17 protein-coding genes are annotated in these 16,782 nt (G+C 69.4%); 9 read left to right on the top strand and 8 right to left on the bottom strand.

Annotated elements, in window-relative coordinates; genetic code table 11:
* Positions 1-50: 50 nt before the first annotated feature.
* The 6 genes from ctaC to ABD285_RS16395 all read left to right on the top strand — a co-directional run bounded on the left by ctaC (position 51) and on the right by ABD285_RS16395 (position 5,144).
* Positions 51-950: an aa3-type cytochrome oxidase subunit II gene (ctaC, locus tag ABD285_RS16420; protein ID WP_425565076.1), complete on the top strand. Its 900-nt coding sequence runs from the start codon at positions 51-53 to the stop codon at positions 948-950.
* The gene (ctaD, locus tag ABD285_RS16415) at positions 947-2,689 is read left to right on the top strand and encodes an aa3-type cytochrome oxidase subunit I (RefSeq protein ID WP_284252112.1); all 1,743 of its coding nucleotides are present in this window, start codon (positions 947-949) and stop codon (positions 2,687-2,689) included. Before ctaC ends, ctaD begins: the two co-directional genes overlap by 4 nt.
* A 1-nt stretch (position 2,690) precedes the next feature.
* Positions 2,691-3,107 (top strand): cytochrome c oxidase subunit 4, encoded by a 417-nt coding sequence (locus ABD285_RS16410; RefSeq protein ID WP_284252109.1) that lies wholly within the window; start codon positions 2,691-2,693, stop codon positions 3,105-3,107.
* A complete protein-coding gene (locus tag ABD285_RS16405; protein WP_284252107.1) occupies positions 3,107-3,529 on the top strand; it encodes a GNAT family N-acetyltransferase in 423 nt (140 codons plus the stop codon). Before ABD285_RS16410 ends, ABD285_RS16405 begins: the two co-directional genes overlap by 1 nt.
* A 171-nt stretch (positions 3,530-3,700) precedes the next feature.
* On the top strand, positions 3,701-4,750 hold the full coding sequence (gene trpS / locus ABD285_RS16400) for a tryptophan--tRNA ligase (RefSeq protein WP_284252105.1): 1,050 nt from the start codon (positions 3,701-3,703) through the stop codon (positions 4,748-4,750).
* A gap of 61 nt (positions 4,751-4,811) precedes the next feature.
* Positions 4,812-5,144 carry a DUF4180 domain-containing protein gene (locus ABD285_RS16395; protein ID WP_284252103.1) on the top strand — a complete coding sequence of 111 codons (333 nt, stop codon included), beginning with the start codon at positions 4,812-4,814 and terminating at the stop codon, positions 5,142-5,144.
* A gap of 85 nt (positions 5,145-5,229) precedes the next feature.
* Here ABD285_RS16395 and qcrB read toward each other — a convergent pair whose 3' ends face one another.
* Genes qcrB through ctaE form a run of 4 tightly spaced genes read right to left on the bottom strand, consistent with a single transcriptional unit; the run spans position 5,230 to position 9,450 of the window.
* Positions 5,230-6,879 (bottom strand): cytochrome bc1 complex cytochrome b subunit, encoded by a 1,650-nt coding sequence (gene qcrB, locus ABD285_RS16390; RefSeq protein ID WP_425565075.1) that lies wholly within the window; start codon positions 6,877-6,879, stop codon positions 5,230-5,232.
* Complete coding sequence (gene qcrA, locus ABD285_RS16385; RefSeq protein ID WP_344203612.1) at positions 6,876-7,943, bottom strand: cytochrome bc1 complex Rieske iron-sulfur subunit; 1,068 nt, start codon at positions 7,941-7,943, stop codon at positions 6,876-6,878. Before qcrA ends, qcrB begins: the two co-directional genes overlap by 4 nt.
* Before the next feature lie 26 nt (positions 7,944-7,969).
* Positions 7,970-8,773, bottom strand: coding sequence for a cytochrome bc1 complex diheme cytochrome c subunit (qcrC, locus tag ABD285_RS16380; protein ID WP_284252099.1), 804 nt, complete (start codon positions 8,771-8,773; stop codon positions 7,970-7,972).
* A 35-nt stretch (positions 8,774-8,808) separates the two neighbouring features.
* The gene (ctaE, locus tag ABD285_RS16375; protein WP_284252098.1) at positions 8,809-9,450 is read right to left on the bottom strand and encodes an aa3-type cytochrome oxidase subunit III; all 642 of its coding nucleotides are present in this window, start codon (positions 9,448-9,450) and stop codon (positions 8,809-8,811) included.
* Positions 9,451-9,531: 81 nt separating this feature from the next.
* Between ctaE and trpD the strand changes: the two genes are divergently transcribed.
* Entirely contained in the window at positions 9,532-10,584 is a 1,053-nt protein-coding gene (trpD, locus tag ABD285_RS16370; protein ID WP_284252096.1) for an anthranilate phosphoribosyltransferase, read from the top strand.
* Between the two features lie 6 nt (positions 10,585-10,590).
* Here the strand turns inward: trpD and ABD285_RS16365 are convergent, their stop codons facing one another.
* On the bottom strand, positions 10,591-12,312 hold the full coding sequence (locus ABD285_RS16365) for a glycerol-3-phosphate dehydrogenase/oxidase (protein WP_284252094.1): 1,722 nt from the start codon (positions 12,310-12,312) through the stop codon (positions 10,591-10,593).
* Between the two features lie 86 nt (positions 12,313-12,398).
* Between ABD285_RS16365 and ABD285_RS16360 the strand changes: the two genes are divergently transcribed.
* Complete coding sequence (locus tag ABD285_RS16360) at positions 12,399-13,364, top strand: sugar-binding transcriptional regulator (protein ID WP_344203608.1); 966 nt, start codon at positions 12,399-12,401, stop codon at positions 13,362-13,364.
* On the opposite strand, the gene ABD285_RS16355 is transcribed toward ABD285_RS16360, so the two are convergent.
* Positions 13,324-14,610 (bottom strand): alpha-hydroxy-acid oxidizing protein, encoded by a 1,287-nt coding sequence (locus ABD285_RS16355; protein ID WP_344203606.1) that lies wholly within the window; start codon positions 14,608-14,610, stop codon positions 13,324-13,326. The genes ABD285_RS16360 and ABD285_RS16355 overlap by 41 nt on opposite strands.
* Before the next feature lie 129 nt (positions 14,611-14,739).
* Here ABD285_RS16355 and ABD285_RS16350 point away from each other — a divergent pair, with 129 nt between their 5' ends.
* Positions 14,740-15,243 carry a hypothetical protein gene (locus tag ABD285_RS16350; RefSeq protein ID WP_284252092.1) on the top strand — a complete coding sequence of 168 codons (504 nt, stop codon included), beginning with the start codon at positions 14,740-14,742 and terminating at the stop codon, positions 15,241-15,243.
* A 24-nt stretch (positions 15,244-15,267) separates the two neighbouring features.
* On the opposite strand, the gene ABD285_RS16345 is transcribed toward ABD285_RS16350, so the two are convergent.
* Complete coding sequence (locus ABD285_RS16345) at positions 15,268-15,705, bottom strand: hypothetical protein (protein ID WP_284252090.1); 438 nt, start codon at positions 15,703-15,705, stop codon at positions 15,268-15,270.
* 101 nt (positions 15,706-15,806) lie between these two features.
* Positions 15,807-16,778, bottom strand: coding sequence for a DUF2332 domain-containing protein (locus ABD285_RS16340; protein ID WP_344203603.1), 972 nt, complete (start codon positions 16,776-16,778; stop codon positions 15,807-15,809).
* Positions 16,779-16,782: the final 4 nt, after the last annotated feature.

Here is a 16,782-nt window from a genome sequence, read left to right as displayed (position 1 = left end):
CGCCGTTATAGACTGGCAAGCGAATCATCCCGACGTCCGAGAGGTCTCGAGTGCGCAGCAGCCGTCGTCAGATCGGGCGTTCGCGCCTTGCCCGTTGGGCTCTGCTCCCCATCCTCGGAGCCGGAGCGCTGGTGCTCGCGGGGTGCACGCAGCAGCAGCTGAACGGGTTCCTCCCCGGGGACCGCAACACCACCAACCACACGGCGATGGTGACCGACCTCTGGGTCACCTCGTGGATCGTGCTGCTGGGTGTCGGCCTTCTCACCTGGGGCCTGCTGATCTGGGCGATCGTCGTCTACCGCCGCCGCAAGGGCCAGACCGGCCTCCCCGTCCAGCTGCGCTACAACCTGCCGATCGAGATCTTCTACACGATCGTGCCGCTGATCCTGGTGATCGGCTTCTTCGCCTTCACCGCGCGCGACCAGGCGCAGATCGAGGCGAACCCGGGCCACCCCGACCAGAAGATCGAGGTCTTCGGCAAGCGCTGGTCGTGGGACTTCAACTACCTCGACGAGAAGACCTACTCGCCGGGGGTGCAGGCGACCGCCCGGCTGAACAAGGACGGGAGCCTCGACATGTCGAAGCTGCCGACCCTGTACCTGCCCGTCAACAAGCGGATCCAGATCGACGAGGAGTCGCGGGATGTCGCGCACTCGTTCTGGATCATCGACTTCCTGTACAAGAAGGATCTGATCCCGGGTCAGACCAACCACATGTACTTCATCCCGACGAAGACCGGCACCTATCAGGGCAAGTGCGCGGAGCTCTGCGGCGAGTATCACGCCGACATGCTCTTCCAGGTCAAGGTCGTCTCGCAGAGCGAGTTCGACGCGCAGATGCAGAAGCTGCGTGACGCAGGGCAGACCGGGCGCCTGGGCTCGGACTACAACACGGACACCAACCTGCCGGGAACATCCGGCCGCGTCCAGAACGAAGGATCGGGATCATGACGACGACGGCGGGGCCCGCGACCTTCACGCCGACCCAGACGCAGACGGTCGGCGGCTCGAAGGTCGAACGCAAGGGCAACATCTTCATCAAGTGGATCACCACGACCGACCACAAGACGATCGGGTACCTCTACCTGATCACGTCGTTCGTCTACTTCTGCGTCGGTGGGGTGCTTGCGCTGGTCATCCGCGCGGAGCTGTTCACGCCGGGCCTGGATGTCGTGCAGTCGAACGAGCAGTACAACCAGCTCTTCACGATGCACGGCACGATCATGCTGCTGATGTTCGCGACGCCGCTGTTCGCCGGGTTCGCGAACGTCGCGATGCCGTTGCAGATCGGTGCTCCGGATGTCGCGTTCCCGCGGCTGAACGCGCTGGCCTATTGGCTCTACTTCTTCGGCTCGCTCATCGCGGTCGGCGGCTTCTTCACCCCGCAGGGGGCGGCGGCCTTCGGGTGGACCGCCTACGCGCCGCTCAGCGACACGACGTTCACGCCGGGCCTCGGCGGCAACCTGTGGGTCTTCGGCCTGGCGATGAGCGGTTTCGGCACGATCCTCGGCGCCGTCAACTTCATCACGACGATCATCACGATGCGGGCGCCGGGCATGACCATGTTCCGGATGCCGATCATGAGCTGGAACGTCATGATCACCTCGATCCTCGTGCTGATCGCGTTCCCGGTGCTCGCCGCGGCGCTGTTCGCACTCGGGGCGGATCGCGTGTTCGACGCCCACCTGTACGACCCGGCCAACGGGGGAGCCATCCTCTGGCAGCACCTGTTCTGGTTCTTCGGGCATCCGGAGGTCTACATCATCGCGCTGCCGTTCTTCGGCATCGTGAGCGAGGTGTTCCCGGTCTTCAGTCGCAAGCCGATCTTCGGGTACAAGACCCTGATCTACGCGACGATCTCGATCGCGGCCCTGTCCGTGACGGTGTGGGCGCACCACATGTACGTGACCGGGTCGGTGCTGCTGCCGTTCTTCTCGCTCATGACGATGCTGATCGCGGTGCCGACGGGCGTGAAGATCTTCAACTGGATCGGCACGATGTGGCGCGGCTCCGTCACGTTCGAGACGCCCATGATCTGGGCGATCGGATTCCTCGTGACGTTCACCTTCGGTGGCCTCACGGGCGTGATCCTGGCGTCGCCGCCGTTGGACTTCCCGCTCTCGGACACCTACTTCGTGGTGGCGCACTTCCACTACGTGGTGTTCGGCACGGTGGTGTTCGCGATGTTCTCGGGCTTCTACTTCTGGTGGCCCAAGTGGACCGGCAAGATGCTGAACGAGCGCCTGGGCAAGATCCACTTCTGGCTGCTGTTCATCGGGTTCCACACCACGTTCCTCATCCAGCACTGGCTCGGCGTGCTCGGCATGCCGCGCCGGTACGCGAACTACCAGCCCGACCCGGGTGTGGTGTGGATGAACGAGCTGTCGACCGTGGGCGCCGTGATCCTCGGCATCTCCATGCTCCCGTTCCTGCTGAACGTGTGGGTCACGGCCCGCCGGGCGCCGAAGGTCAACGTGGACGACCCGTGGGGCAATGCGCGTTCGCTGGAGTGGGCGACGTCGTGCCCGCCGCCGCGGCACAACTTCTCGTCGATCCCGCGGATCCGGTCCGAGTCGCCGGCGTTCGACCTGCACCACCCTGAGGCGGGCGTACCGGTCGGCATCGGGCCCGGGCCGGCCGACGCACCGGATGCCCCCGTGATCGACGCCGCGAAGGGCGAGGTGAAGTAGCGTGCGCGCCAACTCCAACCTGTTCTGGATCCTGGGCGCCTTCTTCTGGGCGGCCGACATCGCCTACGTCCTGTGGTCGATCATCGACACGGGCAAGCCGGAGTGGGTGGGTCTGGTCGGCATGGCGCTGACCGGCGTGCTCTCGTTCTTCCTCGCCTTCTACATCGGGCGCACTCGCTCCGCGCAGGGCGGCGATGTGCCGCAGGACCGCCCCGATGCGAACGTCGACGACGGCGACCCCGAGATGGGCCAGTTCAGCCCGTGGAGCTGGTGGCCGTTCACGCTCGGCCTCGGTCTGACGCTCGTCTTCCTCGGTCTCGCGATCGGCACCTGGGTGTCGTTCTTCGGCGGTCCGCTGGCGGCGATCGCGATCGTCGGCTGGAACTACGAGTACTACCGCAACAACTTCGCACGCTGATGATCCGCGCCGCGCAGCCGGGGGACGAGGACGCGGTCTTCGAGCTCGTCACGCAGCTCGGACATGCCTTCCCGCCGAAGCGGGACGCTTTCGAGGCGACGATCGCGTCGTATCTCGCGGGCGAGCAGCCGACCGTCGTGCTGCTCGTGGCCGAGGAGCCGGAGGGCGTGCTCGGCTACGCCCTCATGACGGTGGTGCCGCTGCTGTCGACGAACGGTCCGTCCGCTCAGCTGCAGGAGATCGTCGTCGATCAGAAGGCGCGGGGACGTGATCTGGGCACGGCGCTCGTGCGTGCGGTCGAAGCCGAGTGCGAGCGACGCGGTGTGACGCAGCTGACCGTCGCGAGCCGCCGTGCCGGGGGCTTCTACGACCGGCTCGGGTTCCATGAGAGCGCGGAGTACATGCGCCGGCTTTTCGCCTGAGACCGGCGCTCTCGAGACGATAGTGTCGACGCATGATGCGTTCGACCCGCTCCGCGTGGTGGTGGCTGCGATAGCAGCCGAGTGACGCATGTCCGCGGGCTGCCCGGCAGCCCGTGATCGTCACGGAAGCGACGTCCGTGCGGCCCTTCGATCTCAAGAGGGGACCGACCGATGGATTCATTCGCCGCCACCGTGGCGCGCATGCCGGAGCTCGAACGGCGCATCGTCGCCGATCCGAGCGCGTTCCGGGTGCTGACCGGGGAGCGACCGACCGGAGCGCTGCACCTCGGGCACTACCTGGGCACGATCCGCGAGCGCGTGCGACTGCAGGAGCTCGGTGTCGACACGTTCGTGATCCTGGCCGACTACCAGGTCATCACCGACCGCGATGTGGCCGCGAACGTCCGGGAGCACGTGCGCGGCGCCGTGCTCGACTACCTGGCCGCTGGTCTCGACCCGGAACGAACCACGATCTTCACCCATTCCGCCGTGCCGGCGTTGAACCAGCTGCTGCTGCCGTTTCTCAGCCTGGTGACCGAGGCGGAGCTGCACCGCAACCCCACGGTGAAGGCCGAGCATGCGGCGTCGGGACGCGCGCTGAGTGGGCTCATGCTCACCTACCCCGTGCACCAGGCGGCCGACATCCTCTTCTGCAAGGGCAATCTCGTGCCCGTCGGCAAGGACAACCTCCCGCACGTCGAGCTCACGCGCACCATCGCCCGGCGCTTCACGCAGCGGTACGGCCCGGTCTTTCCCGAGCCGGACGCCCTCCTCACCGACACGCCGGAGATCCCGGGGCTCGACGGACGCAAGATGTCCAAGAGCTACGGCAACGCGATCGCACTGGGGCTGAGCGACGACGAGACGGCGGCCGTCATCCGCCGCACGGTGACCGACGGCGAGCGGCGCATCGCCTACGACCCGGTATCCCGTCCCGGCGTCGCGGGGCTGCTCTCCACGGCGGCCCTGTGCATCGGATCGACACCTGCCGAGGTCGCGGAGACGGTCGGCGACGGCGGCAGCGGTGCCCTGAAGTCGCTCACGATCGACGTGGTGACCGCGTTCCTGGCCGAGCACCGGGCACGCCGGCGCGAGTTCGCGAAAGATCCGGCGCTGGTGACCGCCGTCCTGCGCCGCGGCAACGCCCGGGCGAACGAGCTGGCAGAGGCCACTCTCGCCGAGGTGCGGGAGGCCATGGGCATGGCCTACGACGCGGCCTGAGCGACCGGCAGGGTCAGGCTCGCCGCACGTCACCGGCCCTGCAGCATCGTACGGTGGGGGAGTGATCCTGCGGCTCGAGCTCGACGGTCCCCTCCTGCGCACCGCGGACGACGCGATGGACCTCATCGCCACGACTTTCGTGCCGGGTGGCGCGGAGACGATCGTGGTGCCGGTCGCGCGCCTGGACCCCGACTTCTTCCGGCTCTCGAGCGGCGTGGCCGGTGAGGTGGCGCAGAAGTTCGCCAACTACCGGCGCCGGTTGGTGATCCTCGGCGATGTCTCGGTGTACGTCGCGCGCAGCGACGCCTTCCGCGACTGGGTGCGTGAGGTCAACCGGGGTCGCGACCTGCTGTTCGTCGCCGACGACGCGGAGCTGCGCGAGCGGGTCGAGTAGCGCGGCGGGCGCGTATCGAGACCTCCTCTCCTCCGAGGGGAGGTCTCGATACGTCGCTTCGCGACGAGTCGACCAACGGTGCGGGCTAGTGTCCGCCGTGCTGGTGCGACGCCTCGAGCTCGCCCTTGGTGACGGGAGCGATCCGGTCCTCGAAGAACCAACGCGACATCCGGGCACGCAGCCGTGCGGCGTTCGTGATCCGGCCGCGCTCGTTCGGGCGCAGCATGAGCGGCTGATAGTCGTCGTAGGTGAGCAGGCGCCAGCGCTCGTACTCGGAGAGCTGTCGGTGCACCTCGATGTACTCGCCGCCGGGCAGGCGCACGATACGGCCGGACTCGAAACCGTGCAGCGCGATCTCGCGGTCCTTCTTCTGCAGGCCGAGGCAGATGCGCTTCGCGAGGAAGTACGCGATGAACGGGCCCACGATGAGCGCGAACTGGATGATGTGCGTCACCCACTCCACGGACATCTTGAAGTGCGTCGCGAGGATGTCGGAGCTCGCTGCCGCCCAGAGCGCCGCGTAGAACGTGACGCCGGCCGCGCCGATCGCCGTGCGGACCGGGGCGTTGCGCGGACGGTCGGTCATGTGGTGCTCGCGCTGGTCACCGGTGATCCACGCCTCGAAGAACGGGTAGGCGCCGACGACGACGAGGAACATGACCAGCACGATGATCGGGATCAGGATGTTGAGCGACACCGTGTAGGGGCCGATCATGAACTCCCAGCCCGGCGGCACGAGACGCAGGGCGCCGTCGGCGAAGCCGATGTACCAGTCCGGCTGCGTGCCGGCCGAGATCGGGGAGGGGTCGTAGGGCCCGTAGTCCCAGATCGGGTTGATCGTGACCGTCGCCGCGACGACCGCGATGACGCCGAAGACGATGAAGAAGAATCCGCCGGCCTTCGCCGCGAACACCGGCATGATCGGCACGCCGACCACGTTCTTCTCGGTCCGGCCCGGCCCGGCGAACTGCGTGTGCTTGTTGACGACGAGCAGCACGAGGTGGATGCCGATGGCCGCCACCACCGCCGCCGGCAGCAGCAGGATGTGCAGCGTGTAGAGGCGTCCGACGATGGCGTCGCCCGGGAACTCGCCGCCGAACAGCAGGAAGTCGATCCAGGTGCCGACCACCGGCACGCCCTCGACCATCCCGTAGATGATGCGGAGGCCGTTGCCCGAGAGCAGGTCGTCGGGCAGCGAGTACCCGGTGAAGCCCTCGGCCATGGCCAGGACGAAGAGCGTGAAGCCGACGATCCAGTTGATCTCACGCGGCTTGCGGAACGCGCCCGTGAAGAAGATGCGCAGCATGTGCAGGCCGATCGAGGCCACGAACAGCAGCGCCGCCCAGTGGTGGATCTGGCGCAGCAGCAGCCCGCCACGGACGTCGAAGCTGATGTGCAGCGTCGACGACAGCGCGGACGACATCTTGATGCCCTCGAGCGGCGCGTACGAGCCGTGGTAGACGGTCTCCGCCATCGACGCCTGGAAGAAGAACGTCAGGAACGTGCCGGAGAGCAGGATGACGATGAAGCTGTACAGCGCGACCTCGCCGAGCATGTACGACCAGTGGTCCGGGAAGATCTTGCGCCCGAGCTCTTTGACGAGGCCGGACATGCCGGTGCGCTCGTCGATGTAGTTGGCCGCCCAGTTGGTCACCCGCATGCCGCGGCCGGGGGGCAGCTGGTCGTCCTCGACGGTCGCCGGTGCCGCGGACGGCGCGGTGGTGTCGACGCTCACGTGTGGTCACGCTCCCAGAAGCTGGGGCCGACGGGCTCGTGGAAGTCGCTGCGCGCGACCAGGTACCCTTCGCTGTCGACCGTGATGGGAAGTTGCGGCAGGGGCCGCTTGGCGGGGCCGAAGATGACCTCGGCCTCGTGGGTGATGTCGAACTGCGATTGGTGGCACGGGCACAGCAGGTGATGCGTCTGCTGCTCGTACAGGGCCACCGGGCATCCGACGTGGGTGCAGATCTTCGAGTACGCGACGATGCCGTGGTAGTTCCAGTTCTCACGGCCCTTCGAGACGTGCAGGTCCTCGGGCTTCAGGCGCATGAGGAGGACGGCGGCCTTGGCCTTCTGCTCCAGCGCGTCCTCGCGGTCGTCGAGACCCTCCGGGATCACGTGGAAGACCGAGCCGAGCGTGACGTCCGATGCCTTGATCGGCACCCCGTTCGGGTCCTTCGTGAGCCGGGTCCCTGCCTTCCACATGGTGTGGCGCAGGACGTCGTTGGCATCCTGATCGGCCGGTCCCAGGTCGCGGAAGATGATGATGCCGGGCAGCGGCCAGAGCGCGAGCGACGCGATGAGCGTGTTGCGCACGAGCTTGCGGCGGGTGAAGCCGGACTCCTTGTTGCCGAGATGGAACACCTCGGCCGCCGACGCGCGCGTGGCCTCCGAGCCCCGGGTCATGTGCCGCTCCTCGGAGAGGTCGTGACCCTCCATGAGCGCCTTCGACCAATGCACCGCGGCGATGCCGATGCCGAGCAGCGACAGCGCGATGCCGAGGCCGAGGAAGAGGTTGTTGAGCCGGATGGAGCCCGGGTCGTTCGCGTTGATCGGGAAGACGATGTACGCGACGATCGCGAACACGCTGCCGACCATCGACGCCGCGAAGAGCAGCGCGATCCGGCGCTCGTTCGACCGGGCCTTCTTCGGGTCGAGGTCGCTGACCCGCGGCCGGTACGGCGGGAAGCCGGGGTTCTGGATCTGCTCGGAGTCCGGGAGGACGACGGCGGTGCCGACCGGCATCGTCGGCTCCTCGTGGCGCTCGACGGCGGTTCCGGGGGTCCCGTGATCTGCCATGTGCTGTGTCGATTCCTTCCGAGCCGCTAGTTCGGCTTCGCGGTCAGCCAGATGGTGACCACGACGATCGCGCCGAGTGCGAAGATCCAGACGAACAGGCCCTCCGACACCGGACCGAGGTTGCCGAGGTCCAGGCCGCCCGGCGAGGGGTGGCTGTCGAGGTACTGCAGGTAGGCGACGATCGCCGCCTTGTCCTTGGGGGTGATATTGAGGTTGTTGAACACGGGCATGTTCTGCGGCCCCGTGACCATGGCCTCGTACACGTGCTTGGCGGTCACGCCCGTGAGCGGCGGCGCGTACTTGCCCTCGGTGAGGGCGCCGCCGGCGCCGGCGACGTTGTGGCACATCGCGCAGTTCACGCGGAAGAGCTCCGCGCCCGTGGACACGTTCCCGCCCTTGAGGCTGTCGGCCGAGGGGATCGCGGGCCCGGGGGCGAGCGAGCCGACGTACGCGGCCAGCGCGGCGATCTGCGTGTTGGTGAACTGGGTCGGCTTCTGCTCGGCCTGGGGGCCCGAGGCCGCCATCGGCATCCGGCCGGTGCCGACCTGGAAGTCGACGGCCGCGGGGCCGACGCCGACGAGGCTGGGCGCGACCCCCGCCGTGCCGACCGCTCCGAGGCCGTGGCAGGTGGCGCAGTTCGCTTCGAACAGCTTCTTGCCCTCCGACACCTGCGCCTGCTCGGAAGCGGGAGTCGACGCGCTCGCGCTCGTCGTGAACGCCGCGTAGGCGCCGCCCGTCGCGAGCAGGCCGATCAGCAGCAGGGCGACCGAGGCCAGCGGCGAGCGCCGCCCGGTCTTGCGCCGAGAGGAGGTGGGTACGGAGGTCGCCATGGTGCGGGATGAATCCGATCTGCGGGCCATGCGGGTTACTTGAGGACGTAGATCACGAGGAACAGGCCGATCCACACCACGTCGACGAAGTGCCAGTAGTACGACACGACGATGGCGGTGGTCGCCTCCTTGTGCGTGAAGTTCTTGACCGCGAAGATCCGGCCGATCGTGAGCAGGAAGGCGATGAGGCCGCCCGTCACGTGCATCGCGTGGAACCCGGTGGTCAGGTAGAAGGCCGACCCGTAGGAGTCACCGGTGAAGTCGACGTGCTCGGTGACGAGGTTCGCGTACTCGAACACCTGACCGGTGACGAAGACCGCGCCCATGGCGAATGTCAGGTAGAACCACTCGACCGTGCCCCACTTCCAGAACTGGAGCACGGATCCGGTGCGGCGGGCCTGCAACCGCTCGGCGGCGAAGACGCCCGCCTGGCAGGTGAATGACGAGGCGACCAGGATCAGCGTGTTGACGAGCGCATACGGCACCTCGAGCTTGGCCGTCTGGTGCTCCCACAGCCCGGGGGACGTCGACCGGAGCGTGAAGTAGATCGCGAACAGGCCGGCGAAGAACATGACCTCGCTGCCGAGCCAGACGATGACGCCCACCTGCGTGACGTTGGGCCGGTTGATGACCGGGGCGCTCGAGGGGGCCAACGACGTCGAACTCACGTTGTCCATTATGGCCGATGCGATCACCCCTGAGGGCCATTCGCCTCGCCGGGGGCCGCAGAGCGATGTCGGGCCAATAACATCGTGGCCATGCCCACCGAACTGGCCTGGCCGGCCATCCTCACCCAGTTGCTCGCCGGTGCCGACCTCTCGATCGCCGAGGCCTCCTGGGCGATGGAGGAGGTCATGGCGGGTCGCGCGACGCCGTCGCAGCTGTCGGGCCTGCTCGTGGCGCTGCGCGCCAAGGGCGAGACGGTGGATGAGATCGTGGGCTTCCGCGACGCCGTGCTGGCGCACGCGCTCCCACTGGATGTCGACCCGATGGCGCTCGACATCGTCGGCACCGGGGGCGACCGCTTGGGGACCGTCAACGTCTCGACGATGGCCGCGATCGTCGCCGCGGCGGCCGGCGCGCGGGTCGTGAAGCACGGGAACCGCGCGGCGTCCTCGGCATCCGGATCGTCGGACGTGCTCGCCGCGCTGGGGCTCGACATGCAGCTGGATCCGGAACGCGTGGCGCGGGTGCTCGACGAGGTCGGCATCACCTTCGCGTTCGCGTCGTTCTTCCACCCGGGGTTCAAGAACGCGGGCCCCACGCGGGCCGAGCTCGGCATCCCGACCGTCTTCAACTTCCTCGGGCCGCTGTGCAACCCCGCGCGCCCGGAGGCCTCGGCGGTCGGTGTGGCCGCGCTCGACAAGGTGCCCCTCGTCGTGGGCGTCTTCCAGACCCGTGGTGCCACGGCGCTCGTGTTCCGCGGCGACGACGGGCTCGACGAGCTGTCGACGACCGGGCACAGCCACCTGTGGGAGGTCTCGCGGGGCTCGGTCACCGAGCACGACCTCGACCCGGCCGACGTCGGGCTGCCGCGCGCGTCGCTCGACGATCTACGCGGCGGGGACGCGGCGCACAACGCCGCGATCGTGCGCCGGGCGCTGGCGGGCGATCACGGTGCGGTGCGGGACATCGTGCTGCTGAACGCCGCCGCCGGGCTGATCGCGTGGCGGCTCGCCCACGATCACCTCGACGGCGAGCGCGACATCCGGGAGCGCTTCCGCGAGCAGATCGCGGTGGCCGCCGAGGCGATCGACTCCGGTGCCGCGACGGCCAAGCTCGACGCCTGGCTGGCGGCCGCCGGCGCCTGAGGCGGGTCAGTCCGCCCGGGCGGGCGCACCCGCGAGCGTCACGTCGTGCCGCGCGGCGAGGTCGGCGGTCGCCTCGGCCACCTCGCGCGCACGGCGCTGCCGGGACCAGCCGAGCGCGTCGCCCGCGATCTCCGCGAGCTCGTCGAGAAGATCGGCGGTGACGACCCCCGCGAAGGCCGCGCTGGTGCGGCGGTAGACGAGGTCGCCGAGATGCACCACGTGCTCCGTTCGGGCGACGTGGCGCACCTCGTCGCGCGAGTACCCCTCGAGGTGGGCCAGCATGACGTCGTCGTCGCCGAGCGCGGCCATGACGTCGACCGCCCGCGTGCCGTAGCGGGCGAGCAGCCGGCCGGCGCGGCGCGCATCGACACGACCCGCGTGCTCGGCGATCCAGGTATCCCGGGCGCCGTCGGCGGCCGGGAAGCCGGCGCCTCCGCCGATCGCGAGATTCTCGGTGCCGGTGCGCCGCGGCATCCCGAGCCGGTCGAGCACCAGGTCGGCCATGTGCGCGCCGAGGGCGCGGAAGGTCGTCCACTTGCCGCCGACGAGGCTCAGCAGCAGCCGGCCGCCACCGAGTTCGGTCGGCTCGATGCGGTAGTCCCGCGAGACGAAGCCGGGCGCCTCGTCGTCGTGGTGCGGCAGGGGCCGGATGCCGGCGAACTTGTAGACGATCTGCGAGCGATCGAGGCGGATGCCCGGCAGCACGTGGTGCACGAGACCGAAGAAGTAGTCGACCTCCTCCTCGGTGCACACCGCGGGCTCGCGCGGGTCGGCGTCGATGTCGGTCGTGCCGACCATGACCCGGCCCTTGAGCGGGTAGATGAGCACGATCCGGCCGTCGTCGTTCTCGAAGAACAGCTCGCGTCCGTGGGTCGCCGCCAGGAGCTCGGCGTGGTTGAGCACGATGTGCGAGCCCTTGGTGCCGCCCATGTACCGGGTCGGTCGGCCGAGGGCGTCGTTGGTGAGGTCGGTCCACGGTCCCGAGGCGTTGACGACGACGCGGGCGGCGAGGTCGAACTCGGCGCCATCGGCGAGGTCGCGCACCCGGATGCCGGCGCCGTCGGCGGATGCGCCGATCGCCTCGACGTAGTTGGCGGCGCGCCCGCCGGCGGCGATCCCGTCGAGCAGTACGTCGAGCGCGAGGCGCTCCGGGTCGTGCATCGACGCGTCGAAGTAGGTGGCCGTGTACTTGAGGTCCGGGTTCAGCTCCGGCATCTCGGCGAGCGCCTTGCGGCGGCCGAGGAAGCGGTGGCGTGGCTGGGTGCCGCCGTCGCGCGAGAACCCGTCGTAGATCGTGAGACCGAGCTTGATGAGCAACGCGCCGCGCTCGCGCGTCGAACGCTGCCGGTGGGTGAGGAAGCGCAGCGGCGCGGCCAGCAGGCCGGAGAAGGTGGAGAAGATCGGGATGGTCGTCGGCAGCGGATGCACGTAGTGCCGTGCGTTGCGCAACAGCCGGTTGCGCTCCTGCACGGCCTCGCGCACGAGCCGGAACTCGCCGTTCTCGAGGTAGCGCACGCCGCCGTGGATCATGTGCGAGGAGGCGGACGATGCGCCCGACGCCCAGTCGCCGCGCTCGACGAGCACGACATCCACCCCCTGCAGCGCCAGGTCGCGGAACGTCGCGATCCCGTTGATGCCCCCGCCGATCACCACCACGTCGGCCGTGGGCCGCGAGGTCAGCGCGTCGACCTGCGGACGCGGGACGGGGGTGGAGGTGGTGCGCGGCATGCTGCTCCGTTCGGGTGATCCACCCCAGTCTCGCTCCCCGCGCACGTTTCTGCCGAGGGGCGTGCACATATGTGCAGAATGGTGCCGTGACTCTCGACCAAGCGGCGGACGCCCGAACCCGCGACGCGCTGACGGCGGCGCGCCTCTACTACCAGCAGGACCTCACCATGGATGCCATCGCGCACGAGCTCGGCGTCTCGCGATCGTCGGTGTCGCGCCTGCTCTCCTCCGCTCGGGACACCGGGCTGGTCGAGATCCGGGTGCGGTCGCCACAGGACATGCCGAGCCGGCTGGAGCGCGAGCTGCGCCGCCGGTACGGGGTGGTCGTGCACGTCGTGCCGATGCCGGACGACACCTCCGACGTGGATCGCCGAGAACGGGTGGCCCTGTACACCGCGCGGATCATCGGCCAGTACATGGACTCGAACATGGCGATGGGCATCGCCTGGGGCGCGACGATGAGCGCCGTGAGCCGGCACCTGGTCGAGAAGCCGACCCACAATGCGCAGATCGTGCAGCTCAACGGCGCGGGCAACCCGCACACGACGGGCATCATCTACGCGAGCGAGATCCTGCAGCGCTTCGCCGACGCCTTCGGCGCGGTGGTGCAGCAGTTCCCGGTGCCCGCGTTCTTCGATCACGCGGAGGCGAAGGCGGCGATGTGGAGGGAGCGGAGCGTGCGCCGCGTGCTCGACATGCAGCGGCGGATCGACGTCGCCCTGTTCGGGCTCGGGGCCCCCGGCGGCACGTTGCCGAGCCACGTGTACACGGCCGGGTACCTCGACGACGACGAGCTGCGGTCGCTGCAGAACCACGGCGTCGTGGGCGACATCGCGACGGTCTTCTACCGCGAGGACGGGAGCACGGACGGCATCCCGCTCAACGAGCGCGCGACCGGCCCGGAGCCGGAGGAGCTGCGCCGGGTGCCGCGGCGGGTCTGCGTCGTCTCGGGGGAGTCGAAGCTGCCGAGCATCCGCGGGGCGCTGGCCGGGCGATTCGTGACCGACCTCGTCATCGATGCGGGGACGGCGCATCGCCTCCTGGTGGAGTGATCGCGAGGCTGTCGCGGTCCAGCTCGGCGGGGGACCGGTGGCCGCTCAACCCGAGAGTCAGATCGAACTCGGCGAGCACGTTGCGAAGGGCCTCGCGGGCGCCCTCCTCGCCGGCGATGGCGAGGCCGTAGATCCACGGATGCGCGACGGCGACGGCCGTGGCCCCGAGCGCCAGCGCGCGCAGCACGTCGGCGCCGCCGCGCACCCCGCTGTCGAAGACGATGGGCGCCGATCCGCCGATCGCATCGGCCACGAGCGGCAGGGCGTCGAGGGAGGCGATCGCACCGTCGACCTGGCGGCCGGCGTGGTTGGAGACCCAGACGCCGTCGACGCCGGCGTCGAGGGCTCGGCGGGCGTCATCCGGATGCTGGATCCCCTTGAGCAGGATCGGCAACGTGGTGATCGAACGCAGCCACGCCAGGTGCGTCCAGGTGAGGTCGGAGCGGGAGAAGACGTCGAGGAAGGTCTGGACGTCGCGGGGGGCGACGCGGCGGCGTCGGAGCCCGAGCAGCGTGCGGATCGCGGACGGCGTGATGCGCGTGCTCTCGGTCGACGGCGGCCGGTCGCGGGACAGCCGCTGAAAGACCGGGTCGCTCGTGTACTGCGCGATGCCCATGCCGCGGATGAACGGCAGGAAGGCGCGGTCGAGATCGCGGGGGCGCCACCCGAGCTGGGTCGTGTCGAGCGTCACGACGAGCGCGGTCGCGCCGATCGCCTCGGCGCGGTGCACGAGGCTCTCGACGAGCTCGTCGGAGCTCGACCAGTAGAGCTGGAACCACAGCGGCCCACCGCCGCGCCGCGTCCGCTCCGGGTCCGCGGCCACGCGCTCCATCGGGATCGACGCCTGATTCGACAGCACCGTCGGGATGCCGAACCCCGCCGCGGCGCGCGCGATGGCGAGATCCGCGTCGCGGTGCGCGAGCTCGAGCACGCCCACCGGTGCGATCACCAGCGGCGTCGGCAGACGCGTGCCGAGAAGCTCGATCGAGAGGTCGCGGCCGGTGGTGTCGACGAGCATCCGGGGCACGATCCGGTAGCGGTCGAACGCGGCCGCGTTGGCGGCCGCGGTCGCCTCGGTGCCGCTCGAGCCGGCGAGGTAGGCCCACGCGTCGTCCGGGAGTCGGCGCCGCGCCTGCTCGACGAGCGCATCCCAGCGGGTGGGGATCCGCGGCCGGATGCCCGAGACGCCCGCCCGGAAGATCTCGGACTGGGTGCGGCGGCCGACCCCGGGCGCGTCGGCCGTCATCCGCGGTGCAGGATCGACGCGGCGACGAAGATCGCCATGAGCACGATCGTCTGCGCGAGCACGAGCGCGATGTACATCCGCCCATCGTGGCGGGTCAGGTGCCGCCGGGCCAGCCCCTAGGCTGACCGCGTGGACCTCGCCACGTGGGTGCCGTTCTTCACCGCCGCGGCGGGGGCGTCGGCAGCCCTCGTGGGGCTGCTCATCGTCGCGATGTCGGTCAATGTCGAGTCGATCGTCAGGATCGCCTCGATGCCGTCGCGGGCGGCCGCGACCATCTCGAGCCTGTCGATCGTCGTCGTGATCTCGGTGCTCGCGCTGATCCCGGGGCTGGACGCCGTCTGGCTCGGTGTCGTCGTGCTGGTCTGCTCGCTCGGCGCGGTCGGATTCGCGACGGATTCGATGGTGCGCCTGCTGCGCGATGCCGGCGGCCACGGGGAGATCACCACCCCGTTCGAGCGCGTCATCCGCGCGGTCGTGGGCGTCATCCCGGTCCTCGTATGCGCGATCGGGGGCGTGCTGCTGCTGGCGGGGCTCACGACGGCGGGGCTCGTGCTGACCGCGGTGGGCTTCGCACTCGCGTTCCTGGTCGCCGTGCTCAACACCTGGGTCATCCTGATCGAGATCCGCCGCTGAACGGCCGGGCCCGACGCCCACCGCCTATTGGTCGCCGGCGGCCTTGGCGATGATCGTCGCGACCAGCTTCTCGTCGGCTGCGCTCAGCTCGGTGATCGCCCACGCGGTCGGCCACATCGTGCCGTCGTCGAGCTGCGCCGACTCGAAGAAGGCGAAATTGCCGTAGCGCACCTTGAACTTGGCGCGCTCCTGGTAGAAGCAGACCACCTTGCCGTCGGGGCGGGCGTAGGCGGGGCTGCCGTAGAAGAGCTTCGGCCGCAACGTCGGTGCGGTCGTCGTGATGATCTCGTGGATGCGGCGGGCGTTGGTGCGGTCGGGCTCGTCGAGCGATTCGATCTTGTCGAGCACGGCCTGCAGCGCCTCCGCGTCGGACTCCTGCGCCTTCAGCTCCTTCGCGCGCTGCCGCATGGCGGCGCGTTCGTCGGCGCTGAAACCCTTCGTGGTCTTCTTCGTGTCGCTCATGACCTCATTCTGCGGGTGGGATCGGCCGGGGCACTTCTCGGATCCTGCTCGATCGGGACGTCGCCCGAGCCCACCGTCCACGGCCCACGTTCGCCGCGGGGTCACAGCGCTCGTCGATAGCGGCCGTGCGGCGAGGCGGCAGCGACCGGGATGCCGTCCACGGCGACCACGAACTCTCCCCGGCGCACTGCTCCCGGACGGAGCCGTTCGGCCACACCTGGCGTGACGCCGGAGCCCTCATTGGCGATCCATATCGCCGGGATGCCGGTGACGAGTCGGCGAAAGTCCGCGCGCTGCTCCGCGTCGAGATACGCGAGCACGGCGGAGTGGAACACCACGAGAGTGGCGTCGTCGGGCGCCTCGGCGGCTACGCGCGGCAGCTCGGCGAGCAGGTCGCCCGGCACGACGCGCGGCATCTCCCGCGCCGCGATGCCGGCCGCCGCACGAAGTACGGTGCGCCGGTCGTCATGCTCCGGCCAGATGAGCGTTTCGAGCCAGGTGATGGCGTCGGTGTCACGGGGATCGAGCGGGTGGAGGTCGATGCCGGCCCGCCAGATGATCTCGGGCATCCGGGTCGGGAACGGTTCGCCGAGGAGTTCGCAGCGCAGGAGGGCCTCGCTCGGACCGTCGATCGGGTCGAGCCGCGCGCGCGAGCCCGCCCCGTCGACGAGTTCATAGCTGTAGCGGTCGGGAAGCAGGCGGAGCCCGGCCGATGCGCGCACCTCGATCAGAGCGACGGGGCCCTCGATCTGGGCGATCGTCGGTAGGAGGGTGCCGCATCGAGCGGCCTCGTTGGTCTGCGTCGCGTGAGAGGACGCGATCGCCGAAATGGCCTCCCATTCGGCGACGAACATGTCGCGCACCTCGCTGAACGGTCTCTCGGGCACGCCGATCATGCGCGCGGACGCGAATATCAGGTTCGCCTGCTGCTTCGGCCGGGGGAGGGCGGCGATCAGCGCCAGCAGATCCGGTTCGGTGGCGACTCCGAGTGCCCAGTCCTCGTAGAGAGGCGATGTGCCGTGGGCTTCCACCTCGGCGAACGTGCGGTAGTAGGTCGCGACGGAGTACTCCATTCCG

The sequence above is a fragment of the Pseudolysinimonas kribbensis genome (assembly GCF_039531715.1).
Classification (GTDB): Bacteria; Actinomycetota; Actinomycetes; order Actinomycetales; family Microbacteriaceae; genus Pseudolysinimonas; species Pseudolysinimonas kribbensis.
This window is presented reverse-complemented; position numbering and strand designations above follow the sequence as displayed.